Source organism: Massilia sp. CFBP 13721 (assembly GCF_014842025.1).
Taxonomy (GTDB): Bacteria; Pseudomonadota; Gammaproteobacteria; order Burkholderiales; family Burkholderiaceae_D; genus Telluria.
In genome coordinates, this window is the sequence record NZ_JACYUY010000012.1 from 28,879 (window position 1) to 44,482 (window position 15,604).

Here is a 15,604-nt window from a genome sequence, read left to right on the forward strand (position 1 = left end):
CCGGATCATTTATTGAGGAGTACCGATGTTGTTGACCGCCTGGGCCATGCTGGCCGTTCTCGGGGTGTATTTCTGGACCGGCGTGATGGCCGGCTATGCGCGCGTCAAGTACAAGGTGCCGGCGCCATCGATGGATGGTCCCGCCGCCTTCCAGAGCGCGCAGCGGGTACACATCAATACGCTGGAACAGTTGCCGATCGTGATCGTGCCCTTGTGGCTGTGCGCCACGTACCTCGGTGATGTCTGGGCGGCTGCCGGCGGCTTGCTGTGGTGTGGCGCCCGCATTGCGTACGCGCTCGGCTATTACCGCGATCCGGCGCAGCGCGAACTCGGTTTTGTCCTTGGCATGGTGGCAAGTGCGTTGTTAATTGGTGGCACCGTCGTCGGTTTATTAATGCAGTAGAGCAAATTATGTGCATTGAGGAATCGACAGAGTTCTTAATCGGCAATAAGCTTGGCGGTTGAATCCATCATGCCGGTGACTGGTGCGCGTCGCGCCCGGGCCGGTCCGATGCGCAGGAGGCAGCATGCTCTTTCTGAAAAGTACCGCAGTCATGAAGGCGCCGGGTATTTACGAAGTCGACCTCGCCGCCAAGCCGCCCGGTAAAACCTTTGGGGTCTACCTGGCCACCGATCCCGACAATCCGCCGCAGGCGCTGCTTGCCGCATTGGCCGAGCTCGGCTTCAAGGGCAGTTACCAGAAGAAATACACGCACCGCGACGGTGGCCGCGTGCTCGACCTGCATTTCGAAAAAGACGGTACCGACGTCTTCAAAGGCTGGAAGGCCGACGAGTGCAGCGCCAACCTGGCCGCCCTCGACAGTCTGTTCAGTAAGCTCGGCATCAGCGTCGCCCGGCGTGTGATGAGCATGGCGGAAGCCTACGCCTGAGTTGTCAAGCGCCCGGCCTTGCCTGCACGTCGATGTGATATAGCGCCCATGGACAACTGCCAAAACGCGCGGCCAGCGGCTGCGCCGCCATCTCCGGCACCCGGTCGGCGTCATAAATCGCCCATAGCGGTCCCAGGCCCCCGAGCGCCATCGGCTGCCCGTCGAGGTGGGTGGCGACAATAAAACCCTGGGCGCGTGCCTGGCGCAGCGTGATGGTCGCCGCATAGCCGTCGACCGCGCGCAGGGTGATGCGCGTATCCGGCCGGGTAGGTGCGCCGGCCAGCGCCAGTACCTCAAACAGCAATGGACCGCGCAACCCATGCGGCTTGCCGTCGTATTCGAGCGTGGGGCGGATCGAGCGCGCCGGCAACCGCGCCAGTGCCGCGAAGTCGAGCGCCCGCGCTTGCGTAAATGCCAGCTTGTGCTTGGCCATCATCTGGTCGAGCGCGCCATCGAGCGCGCCGCGGTTCGGGCGGCGGATGGCGCCGCTGATGGTCAGCAGGGCGGGGCCGGCCGCTGTCGTACAGGCTGGCTCCTTAGCTGCGGACGCCGTGGCGGCAGGCAGGGCGCCGGCGGCGAGCGCGGCGCCGAGGAAGTCACGTTTGTTCATGCGACAATTCTCAATCATGGGATCCGCCCATGATAAACGCTTGATTGTCTTATGGATCTATTCGACACCCCCGGCACGCTCGTGCCGATCCCCATCATGGATGGCGAACTGGCGCTGCTGCCGCAACTCGCGCTGCCGCTATCGAACGCCGCCATCCTGGCGCGCCTGCTGGCGGAAACACCATGGCGCGCGGAAAGCGTCGTCGTCTACGGCAAGCGCCACCTGCAACCGCGCCTGACGGCCTGGTACGGCGACGCCAGCTATACCTATTCCGGCCTGCGCCTGGAACCCTTGCCGTGGACGGCGCTGTTGCTGGAATTGCGCGCTGCCGTCGAGGCCGCGTGCGGACACCGTTTTAACAGCGTGCTGCTGAACCGCTACCGCAACGAGCGCGACAGCATGGGCATGCACAGCGACGATGAAGCGGAACTCGGTGACGACCCGGTCATCGCGTCGCTCAGCTATGGCACGGCGCGTACGTTTGTTTTGAGGCATAAAAACAACAAACAGACGGTTCGCTTACCTCTGGAAGATGGCAGTTTGTTATTGATGAGCGGCCAGTTACAAAAACATTGGCTCCACGGCATCAACAAGTCGACGCGCTCCCTCGGAGAACGGGTGAATTGTACCTTTCGGTACATCGTCTAAGTTGCTAAATGCAAGCACCGGACTGGTGTAAAAATAACTGAACCGTAAGTCAGTTATGTTACATTTGATTACAGTTCTTACCTGATTGGCATGGGTGTGCGCTTTTCATGATGCTATCTTGGACACATCGCGATTCACGATGAATTGCGAGCCAGACTAAAACGTGAAAAGGATTGTCGTATGAAAAAGCTCATCTTTGCACTGATCGCAGGCTCCGCTGTCATGACCGCTGCTCAAGCCCAGACCATTACCGGTCCGTATGTCGGTATCGGTGCTTCCGGCGCCGACCGCGAGTACAACGTCCCGGGCGCCACCATGAATAACAATGGCGGCTACAAGTTCGGCGGCAAGGTCTTCGCCGGCGCGCAAGTGCACGAAAACTTCGGCGCCGAAATCGGCTACACCGACTTCCGCAAGGCAGGCGGCAACTACACGCGCAACGGCGTGAACGTCAACACCGAGAACGAAGGCTACGGCGCCTACATCGCCGCCAAGGCCAGCAAGAACTTCAATGACCAGGCATCGGTCTACGCCAAGCTGGGCGTGGCCCACACCAGCAACGAGCAGACCTCGGCTACCGCTGGCCTGAACCGCAAGGTCAGCGACAACGCCGGCTACGGCGCCCTCGGCATGCAGTACAAGGTGACCGATCAAGTCGCACTGCTGGCCGAGTACGAGCGTTACGGCACCAAGAAAGACTTCGGTCCGAAGCCGGACGTCTTCACCATCGGCGCCAAGTACCAGTTCTAATCTGGGACTTCGCTGAAGTAACGACAAAAAGGGCCTGCGGGCCCTTTTTGTATTGGAGGATGCGTGGGCCGGTTGCAGCCCGTTTGGCCTTATAGCGCTGGCGCGGCGCCTGTGACGCCACCGCGTCCCATCGACCAGGGCGGCAACACGGGCGGCGTCTCCACCTGCGGCGCACTTAAACCTGCGGAAACAAACCGGTGTACCGACGACCACGGCCAGTCGTGCGCGCTCGCGCACAGGCCATGGCGCACCGGATTGGTGTGCATGTAGTCGATCAGGGAAGCATATTCGGCATCGTCGGCCACGCGAAATTCCTGGTACTGACGCGCCCAGATCGCGCCATCGTCGCTTGCCGCACCGAGCGACTTGCGCAAGGCTTTAGAGAAGGCAATCTTGACGGCGCGCCAGCGGCTGGAACAGTCGTGGTCGCCCGGCGGCAGTGTCCACATCGCGTGGGCGTGGTCTGGTAGCACCACCCAGCCATCGACATGGAAGGGTTTGCGCACGCGCGCCTGGCGGATCGCATCGGCGAAGGCGGAAATGTGGTCCGTCAACAAGGAACTGCCACGGTCCAGCAGGCGAACCGTGAAGAAAAAGGTCCCACCGGGGACCCGGTTATCGCGGTAGTCGGTCATGGGCAAAGTGTGCCGATCGATGGTGGTCGCCATGTCGATTGGCGCAAATGGGAGGCGGGAACGATAAGCCTCATCGGCGCTCGATTCTACACACTGCCGCTCACTGCCGCGTTACGTTTCCGCGCATAAATTTTAAGCAAAAAAAAGCCCGGCAAAGCCGGGCCCTCGTGCTTCAGACGGCGATCAGGTCGTCAGCGGCTTGTAACGAATCCGCTTCGGTTTGGCGCCTTCTTCACCCAGGCGCTTCTTCTTGTCCGCTTCGTATTCCTGATAGTTACCATCGAAGAAAGTGACTTGTGAATTGCCCTCGAAGGCGAGGATGTGGGTCGCGATGCGGTCCAGGAACCAGCGGTCGTGCGAGATCACCATCACGCTGCCGGCGAATTCGAGCAGGGCGTCTTCCAGCGCGCGCAGGGTTTCCACGTCGAGGTCGTTCGACGGTTCATCGAGCAGCAGGACGTTGCCGCCTTGTAGCAGGGTTTTCGCCAGGTGCAGGCGGCCGCGTTCGCCACCCGAGAGGTTGCCGACGATTTTCTGTTGGTCCGAACCTTTGAAGTTGAAACGGCCGAGATAGGCGCGCGACGGCATTTCGAAGCGGCCGACGCTGAGCATGTCGGCGCCGGCGGTGACGTCTTCGAACACCGACTTATTGTTCGCCAGTTCGTCGCGGTGCTGGTCGACCAGCGAAATGCGCGCGGTCTTGCCGATCGCGACTTCGCCACTGTCCGGCTGCTCTTTACCGGCAATCATCTTGAACAGCGTCGATTTACCGGCGCCGTTCGGGCCGATGATGCCGACGATCGCGCCCGGCGGTACCGTGAACGAGACGTTGTCGAGCAGCAGGCGGTCGCCGAACGCTTTCGAGACATTCTTGAACTCGATGACTTCATTGCCGAGGCGCTCGGCCACAGGGATGAAAATCTCCTGGGTTTCGTTGCGCTTCTGGTATTCGAATTCGCTCAGTTCGTTGAAGCGCGCCAGGCGTGCCTTCGACTTGGCCTGGCGGGCTTTCGGATTCTGGCGCGACCATTCGAGTTCCTTCTGCAGCGCCTTCTGGCGTGCCGATTCGGTCGATTCTTCCTGTTTCAGACGCGCCTGTTTCTGATCCAGCCACGACGAGTAGTTGCCCTTCCATGGAATGCCCGAACCGCGGTCCAGTTCCAGGATCCATTCGGCGGCATTGTCGAGGAAGTAGCGGTCGTGGGTGATGCCGACCACGGTGCCCGGGAAGCGCAGCAGGAACTGTTCCAGCCATTCCACGGACTCGGCGTCCAGGTGGTTGGTTGGTTCGTCGAGCAGCAGCATGTCCGGTTTACTCAGCAGCAGTTTGCATAGCGCCACGCGACGCTTTTCGCCACCGGACAGGACAGCGATCTTGGCATCCCAGGGCGGCAGGCGCAGCGCATCGGCGGCCATTTCCAGCTGCAGGTTCAAATTGCCGCCGTCGGAGGAGGAGATGATCGCTTCCAGGCGTTCCTGCTCTTTCGCCAGTGCGTCGAAATCCGCGTCTTCTTCGGCGTAGGCGGCGTACACGGCTTCCAGCTTGGCTTGCGCCTCGAAGGCTTCGCCCAGGCCCGACTCGACTTCCTGGCGCACGGTTTTTTCCGGATCGAGTTGCGGTTCCTGCGGCAGGTAGCCGATGTTCAGGCCCGGCATCGGACGCGCTTCGCCCTGGATGTCGGTATCGATGCCTGCCATGATTTTCAGCAGGGTCGATTTACCTGAGCCGTTCAAGCCCAGCACGCCGATCTTCGCGCCCGGGAAGAAGGACAGCGAAATATCCTTCAGGATCTGCCGCTTCGGTGGGACGATTTTGCCCACGCGGTTCATGGTATAGACGTAATTGGCCATTATTCAATTCTGTAGAAAATCAAGGTGCAAAGGATACGATAGAAGCGCGCCCGCGGGCACCCCCATCACGAAACTTTCACTGCGGGCTCACCGCGCCCGCGCCGCAGCAGTCCCTCGCCGGCAAACAGCGCCAGCGCCGTCCAGATCAGGGCGAAGCCGACCAGGCGGTCAGCTGTAAACGCTTCCCGGAACAGCAGCACGCCCAGCAAAAATTGAATCGTCGGCGCCAGGTATTGCAGCAAGCCGAGGATCGACAGCGGAATCTGGCGCGCACCGCTGGCGAACAGCAGCAGCGGGATTGCCGTGATCGGACCGGACGCCACCAGCAGCCAGCGCGTGCTGCTGGAAGCTGTGTTCATGAAAGCGTTGTCGCCATGCAGGGTCAGCCAGCCGATATAGGCGGCCGCCAGCGGGAACAGCACCATGGTCTCGAACGACAAACCCTCCAAAGCGCCGAGCGCGGCGGTCTTGCGCAGCAAGCCGTAGGCGCCGAAGGTCGCCGCCAGGAACAGGGCGATCCAGGGCACGCTGCCGGCTTGCCAGGTTAGCCAGGCAACGCCGAGGGCGGCCAGTCCGATCACGCCCCACTGGAACGGCCGCAGGCGCTCCTTCAGGATGAGAAAGCCGAACATGATGTTGACCAGCGGTGTGATGAAATAGCCAAGGCTGGCGTCGATCACGTGGCCATTGTTGACGGCCCAGATATACAGCAGCCAGTTGGCGCCCAGCAGCACGGCGGAGCCCGCAAAACTCCAGAATACGCGCGGCTGGCGCACTTGCTCGAGCCACCCCCATTGCCTGCGCAGCGCCAGCACGATCAACAGGAAGGCAAGCGACCACAGCATGCGGTTGGCCAGGATCTGCAGCGCCGGCACCTCGCTAATGGCGTGGAAATAGAGAGGAAACAAACCCCAGCACAGGAAGGCCAGGGCGGCGGAAATGATGCCGGTACGCATGGGGAAAGAGGAAGGGATTGCAGGGCTGACATTATCCCCGATGCGGCCGATCCCTGCAGGCGCTGCCCCTTTTTATGGCGGTGTATGATGCCTGACGAAATGTTCTTGCAATTTTCTTGTCGTTATTTTATGGTGCGCCGCACCAAAACAGAAAAAATGGTGCAATTTTGACGGCTGAAAACAAGAAGAGCAGCATCGCCGCGCTGACCCTGTCCGCGGTCGGCATCGTCTACGGCGACATCGGTACCAGCCCTTTATATACCCTGCGTGCGATCTTCGACCCCGAGCACGGCTTGCCGCTGACCAGTTCGAATATCCTCGGCATCATTTCGCTGATTTTCTGGAGCCTGACGATCATCGTCTCGCTGAAATACGTCACCCTGGTGCTGCGCGCCGACAACCGCGGCGAGGGCGGCATCATGGCGCTGATGGCGCTGGCCCTGAATTCCGTCACCCGCCATTCGAGATGGCATTTTCCATTGCTGGTGATCGGCGTGCTCGGCGCCACCATGTTCTATGGCGACAGCGTGATCACGCCGGCCATCTCCGTGCTCGGTGCGATCGAGGGCCTGGAAGTGGCGGCGCCCGGCATGTCGCATTACGTGGTGCCGCTGACCATCGTGGTGCTGGTGGCCTTGTACAGCGTGCAGCGCCATGGCACGGCCGGCATCGGCCGTTTCTTCGGGCCAGTGATGCTGGTCTGGTTCATCAGCCTGGCGGCGATGGGCATCGTCAACATCATCGAAACCCCGGCGATCCTGAATGCCCTCAATCCGTGGTACGCGCTGGACTTCATGCTGCACAACGAATTCCTCGCCTTTGTCGCCCTTGGCGCGGTGGTGCTGGCCGTGACCGGCGCCGAAGCCTTATATGCCGACATGGGCCACTTCGGCAAGAAGCCGATCCGCCTGGCCTGGTTCATGATCGCCTTCCCGGCGCTGACCCTGAATTACCTGGGGCAGGGCGGCTTGCTGATCGCCGACCCGACCGCGATCGACAACCCCTTCTTCCACCAGCTCGGCAGCTGGAGCGTGATCCCGCTGGTGATCCTCTCGACCATGGCGGCGGTGATCGCCTCGCAGGCGACGATTTCCGGCACCTACTCCATGACCAAGCAGGCCGTTGCCCTTGGCCTGCTGCCGCGCATGCGCATCCTGCACACGTCGGAAAGCGAGATCGGCCAGATTTATATTCCGGCCGTGAACTGGCTGCAATTGGGCGTGGTGCTGATCGCCGTGATCGGCTTCGGTTCCTCCGAAGAACTGGCCGGCGCCTACGGCATCGCCGTCACTGCCACCATGATGGCGACCACGATATTGACCTTTTTCGTCACGCGCTACCGCTGGCAGCTGCCGCTGGTGCTGTGCATCGGCGCGACCGGCTTTTTCCTGGTGATCGACATCATGCTGTTCTCGTCGACGACACTCAAACTGTTCCATGGCGGCTGGTTCCCGTTGCTGCTCGGTTCGGTGCTGTTGACCGGCATGCTGACCTGGAAGCGCGGCCGCGAACTGGTGTTCGAAAACCTGGAACGGCATGCGATCCCGCTCGACGCCTTCTTGCAGTCGCTGTTCGTCGGACCGCCGACGCGCGTGCCCGGCACCGCGATTTTCCTGCGCGGAGAAAGCGATGGCGTGCCGCATGCGCTGCTGCACAACCTGCTGCACAACAAGGTGCTGCACGAGCGCGTCGTGTTCCTCACCGTGCGCATCAAGGAAGAACCCTGGGTGGCGCCCGCCGAGCAGGTGGAGATGGTCGAACTCGGGCACAACTGCTACCAGCTGAACATCCACTATGGCTTCAAGGACGAGCCGGACATCCCGGGCATCATGCGCCATTGCGCGACGCTGGGATTGCCGTTCGAGATGATGGAAACCTCGTTCTTCATCGCGCGCCAGACCGTGATCTCAGCGCCGGGCGGCGGCATGATGCCGTGGCGCGAACACCTGTTCGTGGCGATGTCGAGAAATGCGCGCGGCGCCGCCGACTATTACCAGATCCCGCCGAACCGCGTCATCGAACTCGGTACACAAGTCGAAATCTGATACATCTGCCCGACAAAAAGCGGACAGTCTGGCGTGGAGGCCTGCGGTAAGGTACTGTGTTTCCTCTTAAACACATTTTCCGCGAGTTCCCATGCAACAAGTTAAACTTTCCCTGCTGGCGGCCTGCTGCGCCGCCGTCCTCAGCCTGAGCGCCTGCGGTGGTGGCGGCGGCGGCGACAGCGCGCCGGCGATTGCCGTCAGCAACCCGGCCACGCTGGTGGTCACCGACAGCGTCGTCGGCAGCGGCGCGACCGCCACCAACGGCAAGAAGGTCACCGTCAATTACACCGGCTGGTACTACAGTGCCAGCGCCGCCGACCACAAGGGTCCCCAGTTCGAGAGCAATAGCACCGGCTTCGGCTTCGTGCTCGGCACCGGCGCCGTCATCGCCGGCTGGGACCAGGGCGTGGCCGGCATGAAGGTGGGCGGCAAGCGCACCCTGGCGATTCCATCGAGCCTCGCCTACGGCAGTTCCGGCCGCGGCCCGATCCCGCCGAATGCAGGCCTGCTGTTCGAGGTGGAGCTGACCAAGGTGGAATAAAGCGTCCCCTGTCCGCCAGCGCCTGCCGGCGTGGGGGACGCCGCGAATTACCCGGATTGGGTACGATGTGAAACGGGCGACCACAACGGTCGCCCGTTTGCGTAAACACATCGGAGCAATACAACATGGCGGAACACCTTACTAAAACCGAAATCGAGGAACTGACACCACGCCAGCGCGTCATGGCCATCGTCGGCGCCTCCTCGGGCAACCTGGTCGAATGGTTCGACTTTTATATTTATTCTTTCTGCGCCCTGTATTTTTCCGCGGCCTTTTTCCCATCCGGGAATCCAACCACCCAACTGCTGAACACCGCCGGCATCTTTGCCGCCGGCTTCCTGATGCGTCCCATCGGCGGCTGGATGTTCGGCCGCATCGCCGACAAGTACGGCCGCAAGAATTCGATGATGATCTCGGTGCTGATGATGTGCGGCGGCTCGCTGATGATCGCCATGCTGCCGACCTATGCGCAGATCGGCACCGCGGCGCCGGCGCTGCTGCTGCTGGCGCGCCTGTTCCAGGGGCTGTCGGTCGGCGGCGAGTACGGCACCAGCGCCACCTACATGAGCGAAGTGGCGCTGCCGGGACGGCGCGGTTTCTTCGCCTCGTTCCAGTACGTGACGCTGATCGGCGGCCAGTTGCTGGCGCTCTTGGTGCTGGTGATCCTGCAGCAGCTCCTGACCGAAGCCGAACTGCGCGCCTGGGGCTGGCGCATCCCGTTCGTGTGCGGCGCCGCCGCCGCGATCGTGTCCCTGTACCTGCGCCGTTCGCTGACCGAAACCACCACCGCCTCCGATCGCAGCCGCAAGGAAGCGGGCAGCCTGGCCGGCCTCATGAAACACAAGCGTGCCTTCATCACGGTGCTCGGGTTTACCGCCGGCGGCTCGCTGATCTTTTACACGTTCACGACCTACATGCAGAAATACCTGGTCAACACGGCCGGCATGAACACCAGGACCGCCAGCGCGGTGATGACGGGGGCGCTGCTGGTCTACATGGGCATGCAGCCGCTGTTCGGCGCGCTGTCGGACCGCATCGGCCGCCGTACCGCGATGATCTGGTTCGGCGCCCTGGCGACCCTGTGCACGGTGCCGATCGAGTCGGCCCTGCACGGCGTCACCAACCCCTGGGTGGCCGGCATGTTGATCATCTGCGCACTGGCGATCATCAGCCTGTACACCTCGATCAGCGGCTTGATCAAGGCGGAGATGTTCCCGGTCGAAGTGCGCGCGATGGGCGTCGGTGTCTCGTATGCGGTGGCGAATGCGCTGTTCGGCGGTTCGGCCGAATACGTGGCCCTGTGGTTCAAGCAGGCTGGCGTGGAGCAGAATTTTTACTGGTACGTCAGCGGCATGTGCGCGCTCGCCTTTATCGTCGCTCTGCGCATGCCCGACCCGAGCAAGTCGGGCCTGCTAAAAGGCTAAGTCTTAAGGTATATCCCTTAGCGCAGCATGTCGATGTGTAGGATGCCGTCTTCGTCGTAGGGCGCGGAGACGGTCTCGAAGCCGAAGCTTTGATAAAAATTTTCCAGGCGCTGCTGGGCGCCGATGCGGATGCGGTGGCCCGGGTGCAGCCGTTCGGCGTACTGCAGGCCGTGCGCGACCAGTTCGCGCCCGGCGCCCGAGCCGCGCACGTCGTTCGTGGTCAGGATGCGCCCCAGCGACATCTCGTCGTATTTGGCGCCCGGCGCCAGGCAGCGCAGGTAGGCGACCAGCACGCGCCGTCCGCCGATGTCGCGCCAGCCGAGCAGGTGGTGGGCATCGAGGTCGTAGCCGTCGATGTCCGGGTACAGGCAGGTCTGCTCGAGGATGAACACTTGCTGGCGCTGCGCCAGCACTTCATACAGTTGCGCGCCCGAGAGGTCGGCGAAGCTGCACCATTGCCATTCGATCATTGTGAATCCGTTCGTGTTTAAAGATAAGCGGCCGTCTCGAAACCTTCGAGCACGTTGACCGTGTGGATGCCGAGTTCGGCGTGCGCCTGCCCGCCCTCGAACACGAAGGCGGTCGGCAAGCCGAGCCAGGCGATGCGTTCGCCGATGCGCAGGTAGTCGGCGCCATTGAGCGTGAATTCCGCCTTGGCGCCGGCCTCCGCATCGTCGCCGCGCGCGCCCACGCCGAGCGCCACCACCAGCGCTTCGGGCGCGAACATGCCCAGTTTCAGGCAGGCCGTCTCCAGCGCCGCCAGCCATTGCGCGGCGCCCGTGCCGCGCGCCAGCACCAGGTTCATGTTGTAGCCGCTGCCTTCGCCGCTGCCGGTTTCGTCGGCGTGGCCCAGATAATAAGGGAAATCGACGCGCGGGTCGGCGTGCAGCGAGATGGTCAAGACGTCGCTACGGCCATAAAAAATGGCTTGCGTGCCGCTGCCGTGGTGGTAATCGATGTCGAGGATGGCGACGCGTTGCAGGCCATCGTCGAGCAGGTGCTGGGCCGCCAGCGCCGCGTTGTTCAGGAAACAGCCGCCGCCGAAATAATCGGCGCCGGCATGGTGGCCGGGAGGACGGGTCAGTGCGAAACTGCCGCGCTGGCCCAGGCGCAGCGCGTGCGCCGCATTGATGGCGCAGTCGGCGCCGGTCCTGGCTGCGTTCCAGGTGCCGGCGCTGAGCGCCGTGGCGTCGGTCGAATACAGGCCGAGGCAACCCAGGACACTGCTTGGTTCGACGTCGCTGCGCAGGCCGCGCACCGGCCAATTCAGCGCCTGCGCATCTTTGTCAACGTTGGCCGGGTCGAGCGCCAGCCACTCGCTCCAGGCACTGCGCAGGAAGTGCAAATAACGCGGCGTATGGATGCGTTCGAGCGAGACCGGCGGCGCGCGGTGCGGGGTGACGATCTCGCCCAGCCCACGCCGCTGCAGCTCTTTCAATACCAGTGCCACCCGCTCGGGCTGGTCGAACGACGCCCGGGTCTGCACGAGCTGGGCGCGGTGCTGGCCATGGTGTTCGTTATAAAAGGTGAGCAAGGCATCCCCAGCGGGTCAGAGCACCGGATTACTGCTGGTTGCCGCACAGCGTACTGCTGTTGTACGCCGCCACGAAATCGTCGAAGCTGCCCGTGTCCTGCTGTTCGACGATCACCTGCTCGGCCAGCGAAGCGGCGGCCATCTCGGCGAACACGGCTTCCTCGGCCGGCATCAGCGGGCTATCGCGGAAGGTGGCCGCATGCAGCCGGCTTTGCTGCAGTCCAAAGGCGGCGGCCGAACCGAGCTTGCGCACTTCGTCCAGCACGCGCGCCGACGGGGTGGTGGTCGGATCGGCGATCTTGCCCTTTTGCTGCGCCAGCGAGGCTTCGTGCACGCCGCTTTCGTTATGCTCGGCGTCGAGCAGGCGCGCCAGCGGACGGATGCGTTCGATCAGTTCATCGGCCCATGCCGCCAGCGGTACCTCTTCGCCGTTGCGCGTGAGCGTCAGGCCCGGGCGGCGTCCTTCCTTCACCGTGCGTGCAAAATTGCGGGCGTGGATCTGTCCTTCGGCGGCGCTGATCAGCGGACTCTCGTCGAGCGCGCAGAAGAGTAAAAAGGCGTCGAGGAAGCGGCCGGTCTCGATGGCGATCCCGATCGGCTCGAACGGGTCGACGTCGAGGCAGCGCACTTCGATGTATTGCACGCCGCGGTTGCACAGGGCTTGCACCGGACGCTCGCCGGTGCGGATCACGCGCTTCGGGCGGATCGTCGAATAGTATTCGTTCTCGATCTGCAGCACGTTGGTCGACAACTGGATCCACTCGCCGTCGCGCTTGGTGCCGAGCGCGGCGTACGGCTCGTAAGGGCGGTTCACGGCATCCATCAGGCTTGTGACATAGCTTTCCAGGCTGTTCTCGTGCGGACGCAGGCCGGACTGGGCATCGTTCTGGTAACCCAGGTCGCTCATGCGCAGGCTGGTCGCGTACGGCAGGTACAGGGTGTCGTCGGACAGCGTTTCCAGCCCGTGCTCGCGCCCGCGCAGGAAACTCGTGGTGAGGGCCGGCGATGCGCCGAACAGGTACATCAGCAGCCAGCTGTAGCGGCGGAAGTTGCGGATGGTGGCGAAATAGCTTTCGGACTGGAAGTCGCGCAAGGCATTGCGCCGCTCTTCGGGCACGCCCTCGCTGGCCAGGATCAGGCGCCACAGCTGTTCCGGCAGCGAATAGTTGTAGTGGATGCCGGCGATGCATTGCATGGCCTTGCCGTAGCGCAGGGCCAGGCCGCGGCGGTACACGTGTTTCAGCATGCCGATGTTGGCGCTGCCATACCAGGCGATCTCGATGTCTTCTTCGGCAGGCAGTTCGCCCGGCATCGACGAGCTCCACAGCATTTCGTCGCCCAGTTTCGAATAGGCGAAACGGTGGGTGGCGTCGAGGCGGTGCAACGCCAGGCCGATGTCGTGTTCGGCCGGGGTGATGAATTCGAGCAGCGCTTCGGCGTAATCGGTCGTGATTTGCGGGTGCGTCAGCGCCGCGCCCAGCTGGACCGGATGCGGGGTGCGCGCGAGCTGGCCGTGCGGGTCGATACGCAGGGTCTCGCGTTCGATGCCGCGCAAGCCCTGGCCGAGCAGGCCACGATGGGCATCGTCGTCGAGCAGGGCCAGGCGGCGGGTCAGTTGGTTCGACACGGGTGTTTCCTTTCTTATACTGCCTTAGTGATTGGTGCAGAGAGTAACCGAAAATCGAACAGCGCGTCGGTGCCGGGCCCATTTATGGGAGCCGCCGGCGGGTGTCAATCGGGCGCCGGCACGGGCGGCGCAGCAGGCGGCGACGCGGGGGACTTGGCGGGCGCGCTGGCCGGCGCGCTGGCGGGCAGACCGGCGCGCTCGGCGGCCGGTGGCTTTGCGGGCGTGGCAGGTGGCTTGTCGACAGGCGCCGTGGCAGGTGCCGCAGCAGGCGCGCTGCCGGGCGTGTCCGCCGGGGGGACCGCTTTGCCGGGCGCTGGCGCCGGCTCCGCGCCGTTCACCTCGCCTACCAGCCATTTGTTCATCACGCGCTCGAGCAGCGGCAGCGGCAGCACGCCATTGCCCAGCAGCGCATCATGGAAGCGGCGCAGGTCGAAGCGCGTGCCGAGCGCGGCCTGCGCCTTGTCGCGCAGGGCGGCAATGCGCAATTGCCCCGCCTTGTAGCTGAGGGCCTGCGCCGGCTGGGCGATGTAGCGGTCGACCTCGACCTCGTTGTCCAGTAAAGCGTTGGCCGTGTTCGCGTTCAGGTAGTCGAGCGCCTGCTGGCGTGTCCAGCCAAAGGCGTGGATGCCGGTGTCGACCACCAGGCGCGCGGCGCGGAACATGGCGTCGTTCAGGTAGCCGAAACGGGAGAAGGGATCGCGAAAGAAACCGAGTTCCGGTCCCAGCCCCTCGGCATAGGTGGCCCAGCCTTCGCCAAAGGCGTCGTCCCAGCCATGGCGGCGAAATGCCGGCAGCTCGCGCAAGGCGTGCGCGCGCGCCACTTGCAGGTGGTGGCCCGGTACCGCTTCGTGCAGTGCCAGCGTCTCGATTTCCCACAGGGGTTGGCCGGCAGGACGCTCGGTATTGACCACCAGCGCCGCGCTGCGATCGAGCGTGCCGGCTTCGTAATAGGCCGCCACCTGGCTGGCCGCGCCGGCCTGGCCGAGGCGCTTGACGCCGATGTCTTCCAAAGGCAGCGCGCCGAACAGCGCCGGCAGGCGCGTCGTGGCGCGTTCGATCACGCGCCGGTAGCGTGCCAGCAGCGCTTCTGGTTCGCGCGCGAACAGGCGCCGGTCGCTGCGCGCAAACGCAAGGAACTGGGCGACGTTGCCGCGAAAACCGGTCTGGGCGACGACGTCCTTCAGCGCGGCGCGGATGCGCGCCACCTCTTTTAGTCCCAGCGCATGCAGCTCGGCCGGGGTCAGCTCGCCGCCAGTGGCATTCCTGGCCAGGAAGGCGTAATAGCCGGGGCCACCCGGCAGGCTGGCGGCGCCGAGCGTATCGCGTGCGGCGGGCAGGTAATCGCTACGCATGAACGCTTCCAGGCGGCCCAGGGCGGGCGCGGCGCTGTCGTTCAGGGCCGTGGTGCCGGCGGCCAGCAATTGCGCGCGGAGCGCCGGCTCGATGGTGGCGGGGATGCGCTGCAAAGGCGCGCCCAGCGGCCCATCGGTGATGCGTTCACGCAGTGCACGCAGCTGGTCCGGCACGGCGCGCACGCTGGCTTTCGGGGCCGTCCAGCCGGTACGTATGCCTTCGCGCAGCTGCTCGATCAGGCCATCCACGTGTGCCGGCAGGGCGTTCAGGCGCGCGATGTAGTTGCGGTAGTCTTCCTCGCTGGCGAAAGGCGTCTGCGCGACCAGGCGCGGCAGGCGCACCTGTACGCCATCCCAGGCCGTGAGCAGTTGCGGGTCGACCAGGGTAAATGCGAGGGTGGCGAGCTGGCGTTCTTTTTCGAACACGAACAGGTCGAGCGAGAGCCGCTCTTGCGCGGACAGGCCGGCGCGCTCGATGGCGCGCGCTTCCTCGAGCATGACGCGCGCGTGCTCGCGCCGGGCACGGGCAGCCGCCAGGGAAAGGTCGGACAGCCGGTCGTTATAACGGCGCTCGCCGAGGGCGGTCGCGTATTCCGGAGACTGCTCGAGGCGCCACTGCCAGTCGCGCTCGAACAGCACCGCGGCCGCGCCCGGCGCGCTGTGCGCGGCGCCGTGGAACAGGGCGGATAGCAGGAGCAGGAGGATAACGAGGCGTCGCATCGGCAAGGGGCGGTGGAGGAC

At 63.9% G+C, this 15,604-nt stretch carries 15 protein-coding genes; 7 read left to right on the forward strand and 8 right to left on the reverse strand.

Annotation, left to right across the window (positions count from 1 at the left end; genetic code table 11):
• Positions 1 to 25 precede the first annotated feature (25 nt).
• Both IFT60_RS13320 and IFT60_RS13325 read left to right on the forward strand, forming a co-directional pair.
• On the forward strand, positions 26 to 403 hold the full coding sequence (locus IFT60_RS13320) for an MAPEG family protein (RefSeq protein WP_192052458.1): 378 nt from the start codon (positions 26 to 28) through the stop codon (positions 401 to 403).
• 124 nt (positions 404 to 527) lie between these two features.
• A complete protein-coding gene (locus tag IFT60_RS13325; RefSeq protein WP_192052459.1) occupies positions 528 to 890 on the forward strand; it encodes a hypothetical protein in 363 nt (120 codons plus the stop codon).
• A 4-nt stretch (positions 891 to 894) separates the two neighbouring features.
• On the opposite strand, the gene IFT60_RS13330 is transcribed toward IFT60_RS13325, so the two are convergent.
• On the reverse strand, positions 895 to 1,500 hold the full coding sequence (locus tag IFT60_RS13330) for a putative pterin-binding protein (RefSeq protein WP_192052460.1): 606 nt from the start codon (positions 1,498 to 1,500) through the stop codon (positions 895 to 897).
• Positions 1,501 to 1,551: 51 nt separating this feature from the next.
• On the opposite strand from IFT60_RS13330, the gene IFT60_RS13335 reads away from it, so the two are divergent.
• Both IFT60_RS13335 and IFT60_RS13340 read left to right on the forward strand, forming a co-directional pair.
• The gene (locus tag IFT60_RS13335) at positions 1,552 to 2,148 is read left to right on the forward strand and encodes an alpha-ketoglutarate-dependent dioxygenase AlkB family protein (protein WP_192052461.1); all 597 of its coding nucleotides are present in this window, start codon (positions 1,552 to 1,554) and stop codon (positions 2,146 to 2,148) included.
• Positions 2,149 to 2,328: 180 nt separating this feature from the next.
• Entirely contained in the window at positions 2,329 to 2,898 is a 570-nt protein-coding gene (locus IFT60_RS13340) for a porin family protein (protein ID WP_192052462.1), read from the forward strand.
• A gap of 89 nt (positions 2,899 to 2,987) precedes the next feature.
• On the opposite strand, the gene IFT60_RS13345 is transcribed toward IFT60_RS13340, so the two are convergent.
• The 3 genes from IFT60_RS13345 to rarD all read right to left on the reverse strand — a co-directional run bounded on the left by IFT60_RS13345 (position 2,988) and on the right by rarD (position 6,340).
• A complete protein-coding gene (locus IFT60_RS13345) occupies positions 2,988 to 3,566 on the reverse strand; it encodes an REP-associated tyrosine transposase (protein WP_197986321.1) in 579 nt (192 codons plus the stop codon).
• Positions 3,567 to 3,716: 150 nt separating this feature from the next.
• On the reverse strand, positions 3,717 to 5,384 hold the full coding sequence (ettA, locus tag IFT60_RS13350; protein ID WP_192052463.1) for an energy-dependent translational throttle protein EttA: 1,668 nt from the start codon (positions 5,382 to 5,384) through the stop codon (positions 3,717 to 3,719).
• A gap of 65 nt (positions 5,385 to 5,449) precedes the next feature.
• On the reverse strand, positions 5,450 to 6,340 hold the full coding sequence (gene rarD, locus IFT60_RS13355; RefSeq protein ID WP_192052464.1) for an EamA family transporter RarD: 891 nt from the start codon (positions 6,338 to 6,340) through the stop codon (positions 5,450 to 5,452).
• A 167-nt stretch (positions 6,341 to 6,507) separates the two neighbouring features.
• Between rarD and IFT60_RS13360 the strand changes: the two genes are divergently transcribed.
• The 3 genes from IFT60_RS13360 (at position 6,508) to IFT60_RS13370 (ending at position 10,350) form a co-directional block, all read left to right on the forward strand.
• The gene (locus IFT60_RS13360) at positions 6,508 to 8,385 is read left to right on the forward strand and encodes a potassium transporter Kup (RefSeq protein ID WP_192052465.1); all 1,878 of its coding nucleotides are present in this window, start codon (positions 6,508 to 6,510) and stop codon (positions 8,383 to 8,385) included.
• A 91-nt stretch (positions 8,386 to 8,476) separates the two neighbouring features.
• The gene (locus tag IFT60_RS13365; RefSeq protein WP_192052466.1) at positions 8,477 to 8,926 is read left to right on the forward strand and encodes an FKBP-type peptidyl-prolyl cis-trans isomerase; all 450 of its coding nucleotides are present in this window, start codon (positions 8,477 to 8,479) and stop codon (positions 8,924 to 8,926) included.
• A 125-nt stretch (positions 8,927 to 9,051) separates the two neighbouring features.
• Positions 9,052 to 10,350, forward strand: coding sequence for an MFS family transporter (locus tag IFT60_RS13370; RefSeq protein WP_192052467.1), 1,299 nt, complete (start codon positions 9,052 to 9,054; stop codon positions 10,348 to 10,350).
• Positions 10,351 to 10,367: 17 nt separating this feature from the next.
• On the opposite strand, the gene IFT60_RS13375 is transcribed toward IFT60_RS13370, so the two are convergent.
• From IFT60_RS13375 to IFT60_RS13390, 4 genes are all read right to left on the reverse strand, one after another.
• The gene (locus IFT60_RS13375) at positions 10,368 to 10,820 is read right to left on the reverse strand and encodes a GNAT family N-acetyltransferase (protein WP_192052468.1); all 453 of its coding nucleotides are present in this window, start codon (positions 10,818 to 10,820) and stop codon (positions 10,368 to 10,370) included.
• 17 nt (positions 10,821 to 10,837) lie between these two features.
• Positions 10,838 to 11,884 carry a histone deacetylase family protein gene (locus tag IFT60_RS13380; protein WP_192052469.1) on the reverse strand — a complete coding sequence of 349 codons (1,047 nt, stop codon included), beginning with the start codon at positions 11,882 to 11,884 and terminating at the stop codon, positions 10,838 to 10,840.
• A 28-nt stretch (positions 11,885 to 11,912) separates the two neighbouring features.
• A complete protein-coding gene (gene gshA, locus IFT60_RS13385; protein ID WP_192052470.1) occupies positions 11,913 to 13,511 on the reverse strand; it encodes a glutamate--cysteine ligase in 1,599 nt (532 codons plus the stop codon).
• A gap of 104 nt (positions 13,512 to 13,615) precedes the next feature.
• On the reverse strand, positions 13,616 to 15,583 hold the full coding sequence (locus IFT60_RS13390; RefSeq protein WP_192052471.1) for a DUF885 domain-containing protein: 1,968 nt from the start codon (positions 15,581 to 15,583) through the stop codon (positions 13,616 to 13,618).
• Positions 15,584 to 15,604: the final 21 nt, after the last annotated feature.

Excerpts from the sequence above, each read along its gene's own strand:
- IFT60_RS13320 (WP_192052458.1), top strand. The coding sequence starts at position 26 with ATGTTGTTGACCGCCTGGGCCATGCTGGCCGTTCTCGGGGTGTATTTC.
- IFT60_RS13325 (WP_192052459.1), top strand. The coding sequence starts at position 528 with ATGCTCTTTCTGAAAAGTACCGCAGTCATGAAGGCGCCGGGTATTTAC.
- IFT60_RS13330 (WP_192052460.1), bottom strand. The coding sequence starts at position 1,500 with ATGAACAAACGTGACTTCCTCGGCGCCGCGCTCGCCGCCGGCGCCCTG.
- IFT60_RS13335 (WP_192052461.1), top strand. The coding sequence starts at position 1,552 with ATGGATCTATTCGACACCCCCGGCACGCTCGTGCCGATCCCCATCATG.
- IFT60_RS13340 (WP_192052462.1), top strand. The coding sequence starts at position 2,329 with ATGAAAAAGCTCATCTTTGCACTGATCGCAGGCTCCGCTGTCATGACC.
- IFT60_RS13345 (WP_197986321.1), bottom strand. The coding sequence starts at position 3,566 with ATGGCGACCACCATCGATCGGCACACTTTGCCCATGACCGACTACCGC.
- ettA (WP_192052463.1), bottom strand. The coding sequence starts at position 5,384 with ATGGCCAATTACGTCTATACCATGAACCGCGTGGGCAAAATCGTCCCA.
- rarD (WP_192052464.1), bottom strand. The coding sequence starts at position 6,340 with ATGCGTACCGGCATCATTTCCGCCGCCCTGGCCTTCCTGTGCTGGGGT.
- IFT60_RS13365 (WP_192052466.1), top strand. The coding sequence starts at position 8,477 with ATGCAACAAGTTAAACTTTCCCTGCTGGCGGCCTGCTGCGCCGCCGTC.
- IFT60_RS13370 (WP_192052467.1), top strand. The coding sequence starts at position 9,052 with ATGGCGGAACACCTTACTAAAACCGAAATCGAGGAACTGACACCACGC.
- IFT60_RS13375 (WP_192052468.1), bottom strand. The coding sequence starts at position 10,820 with ATGATCGAATGGCAATGGTGCAGCTTCGCCGACCTCTCGGGCGCGCAA.
- IFT60_RS13390 (WP_192052471.1), bottom strand. The coding sequence starts at position 15,583 with ATGCGACGCCTCGTTATCCTCCTGCTCCTGCTATCCGCCCTGTTCCAC.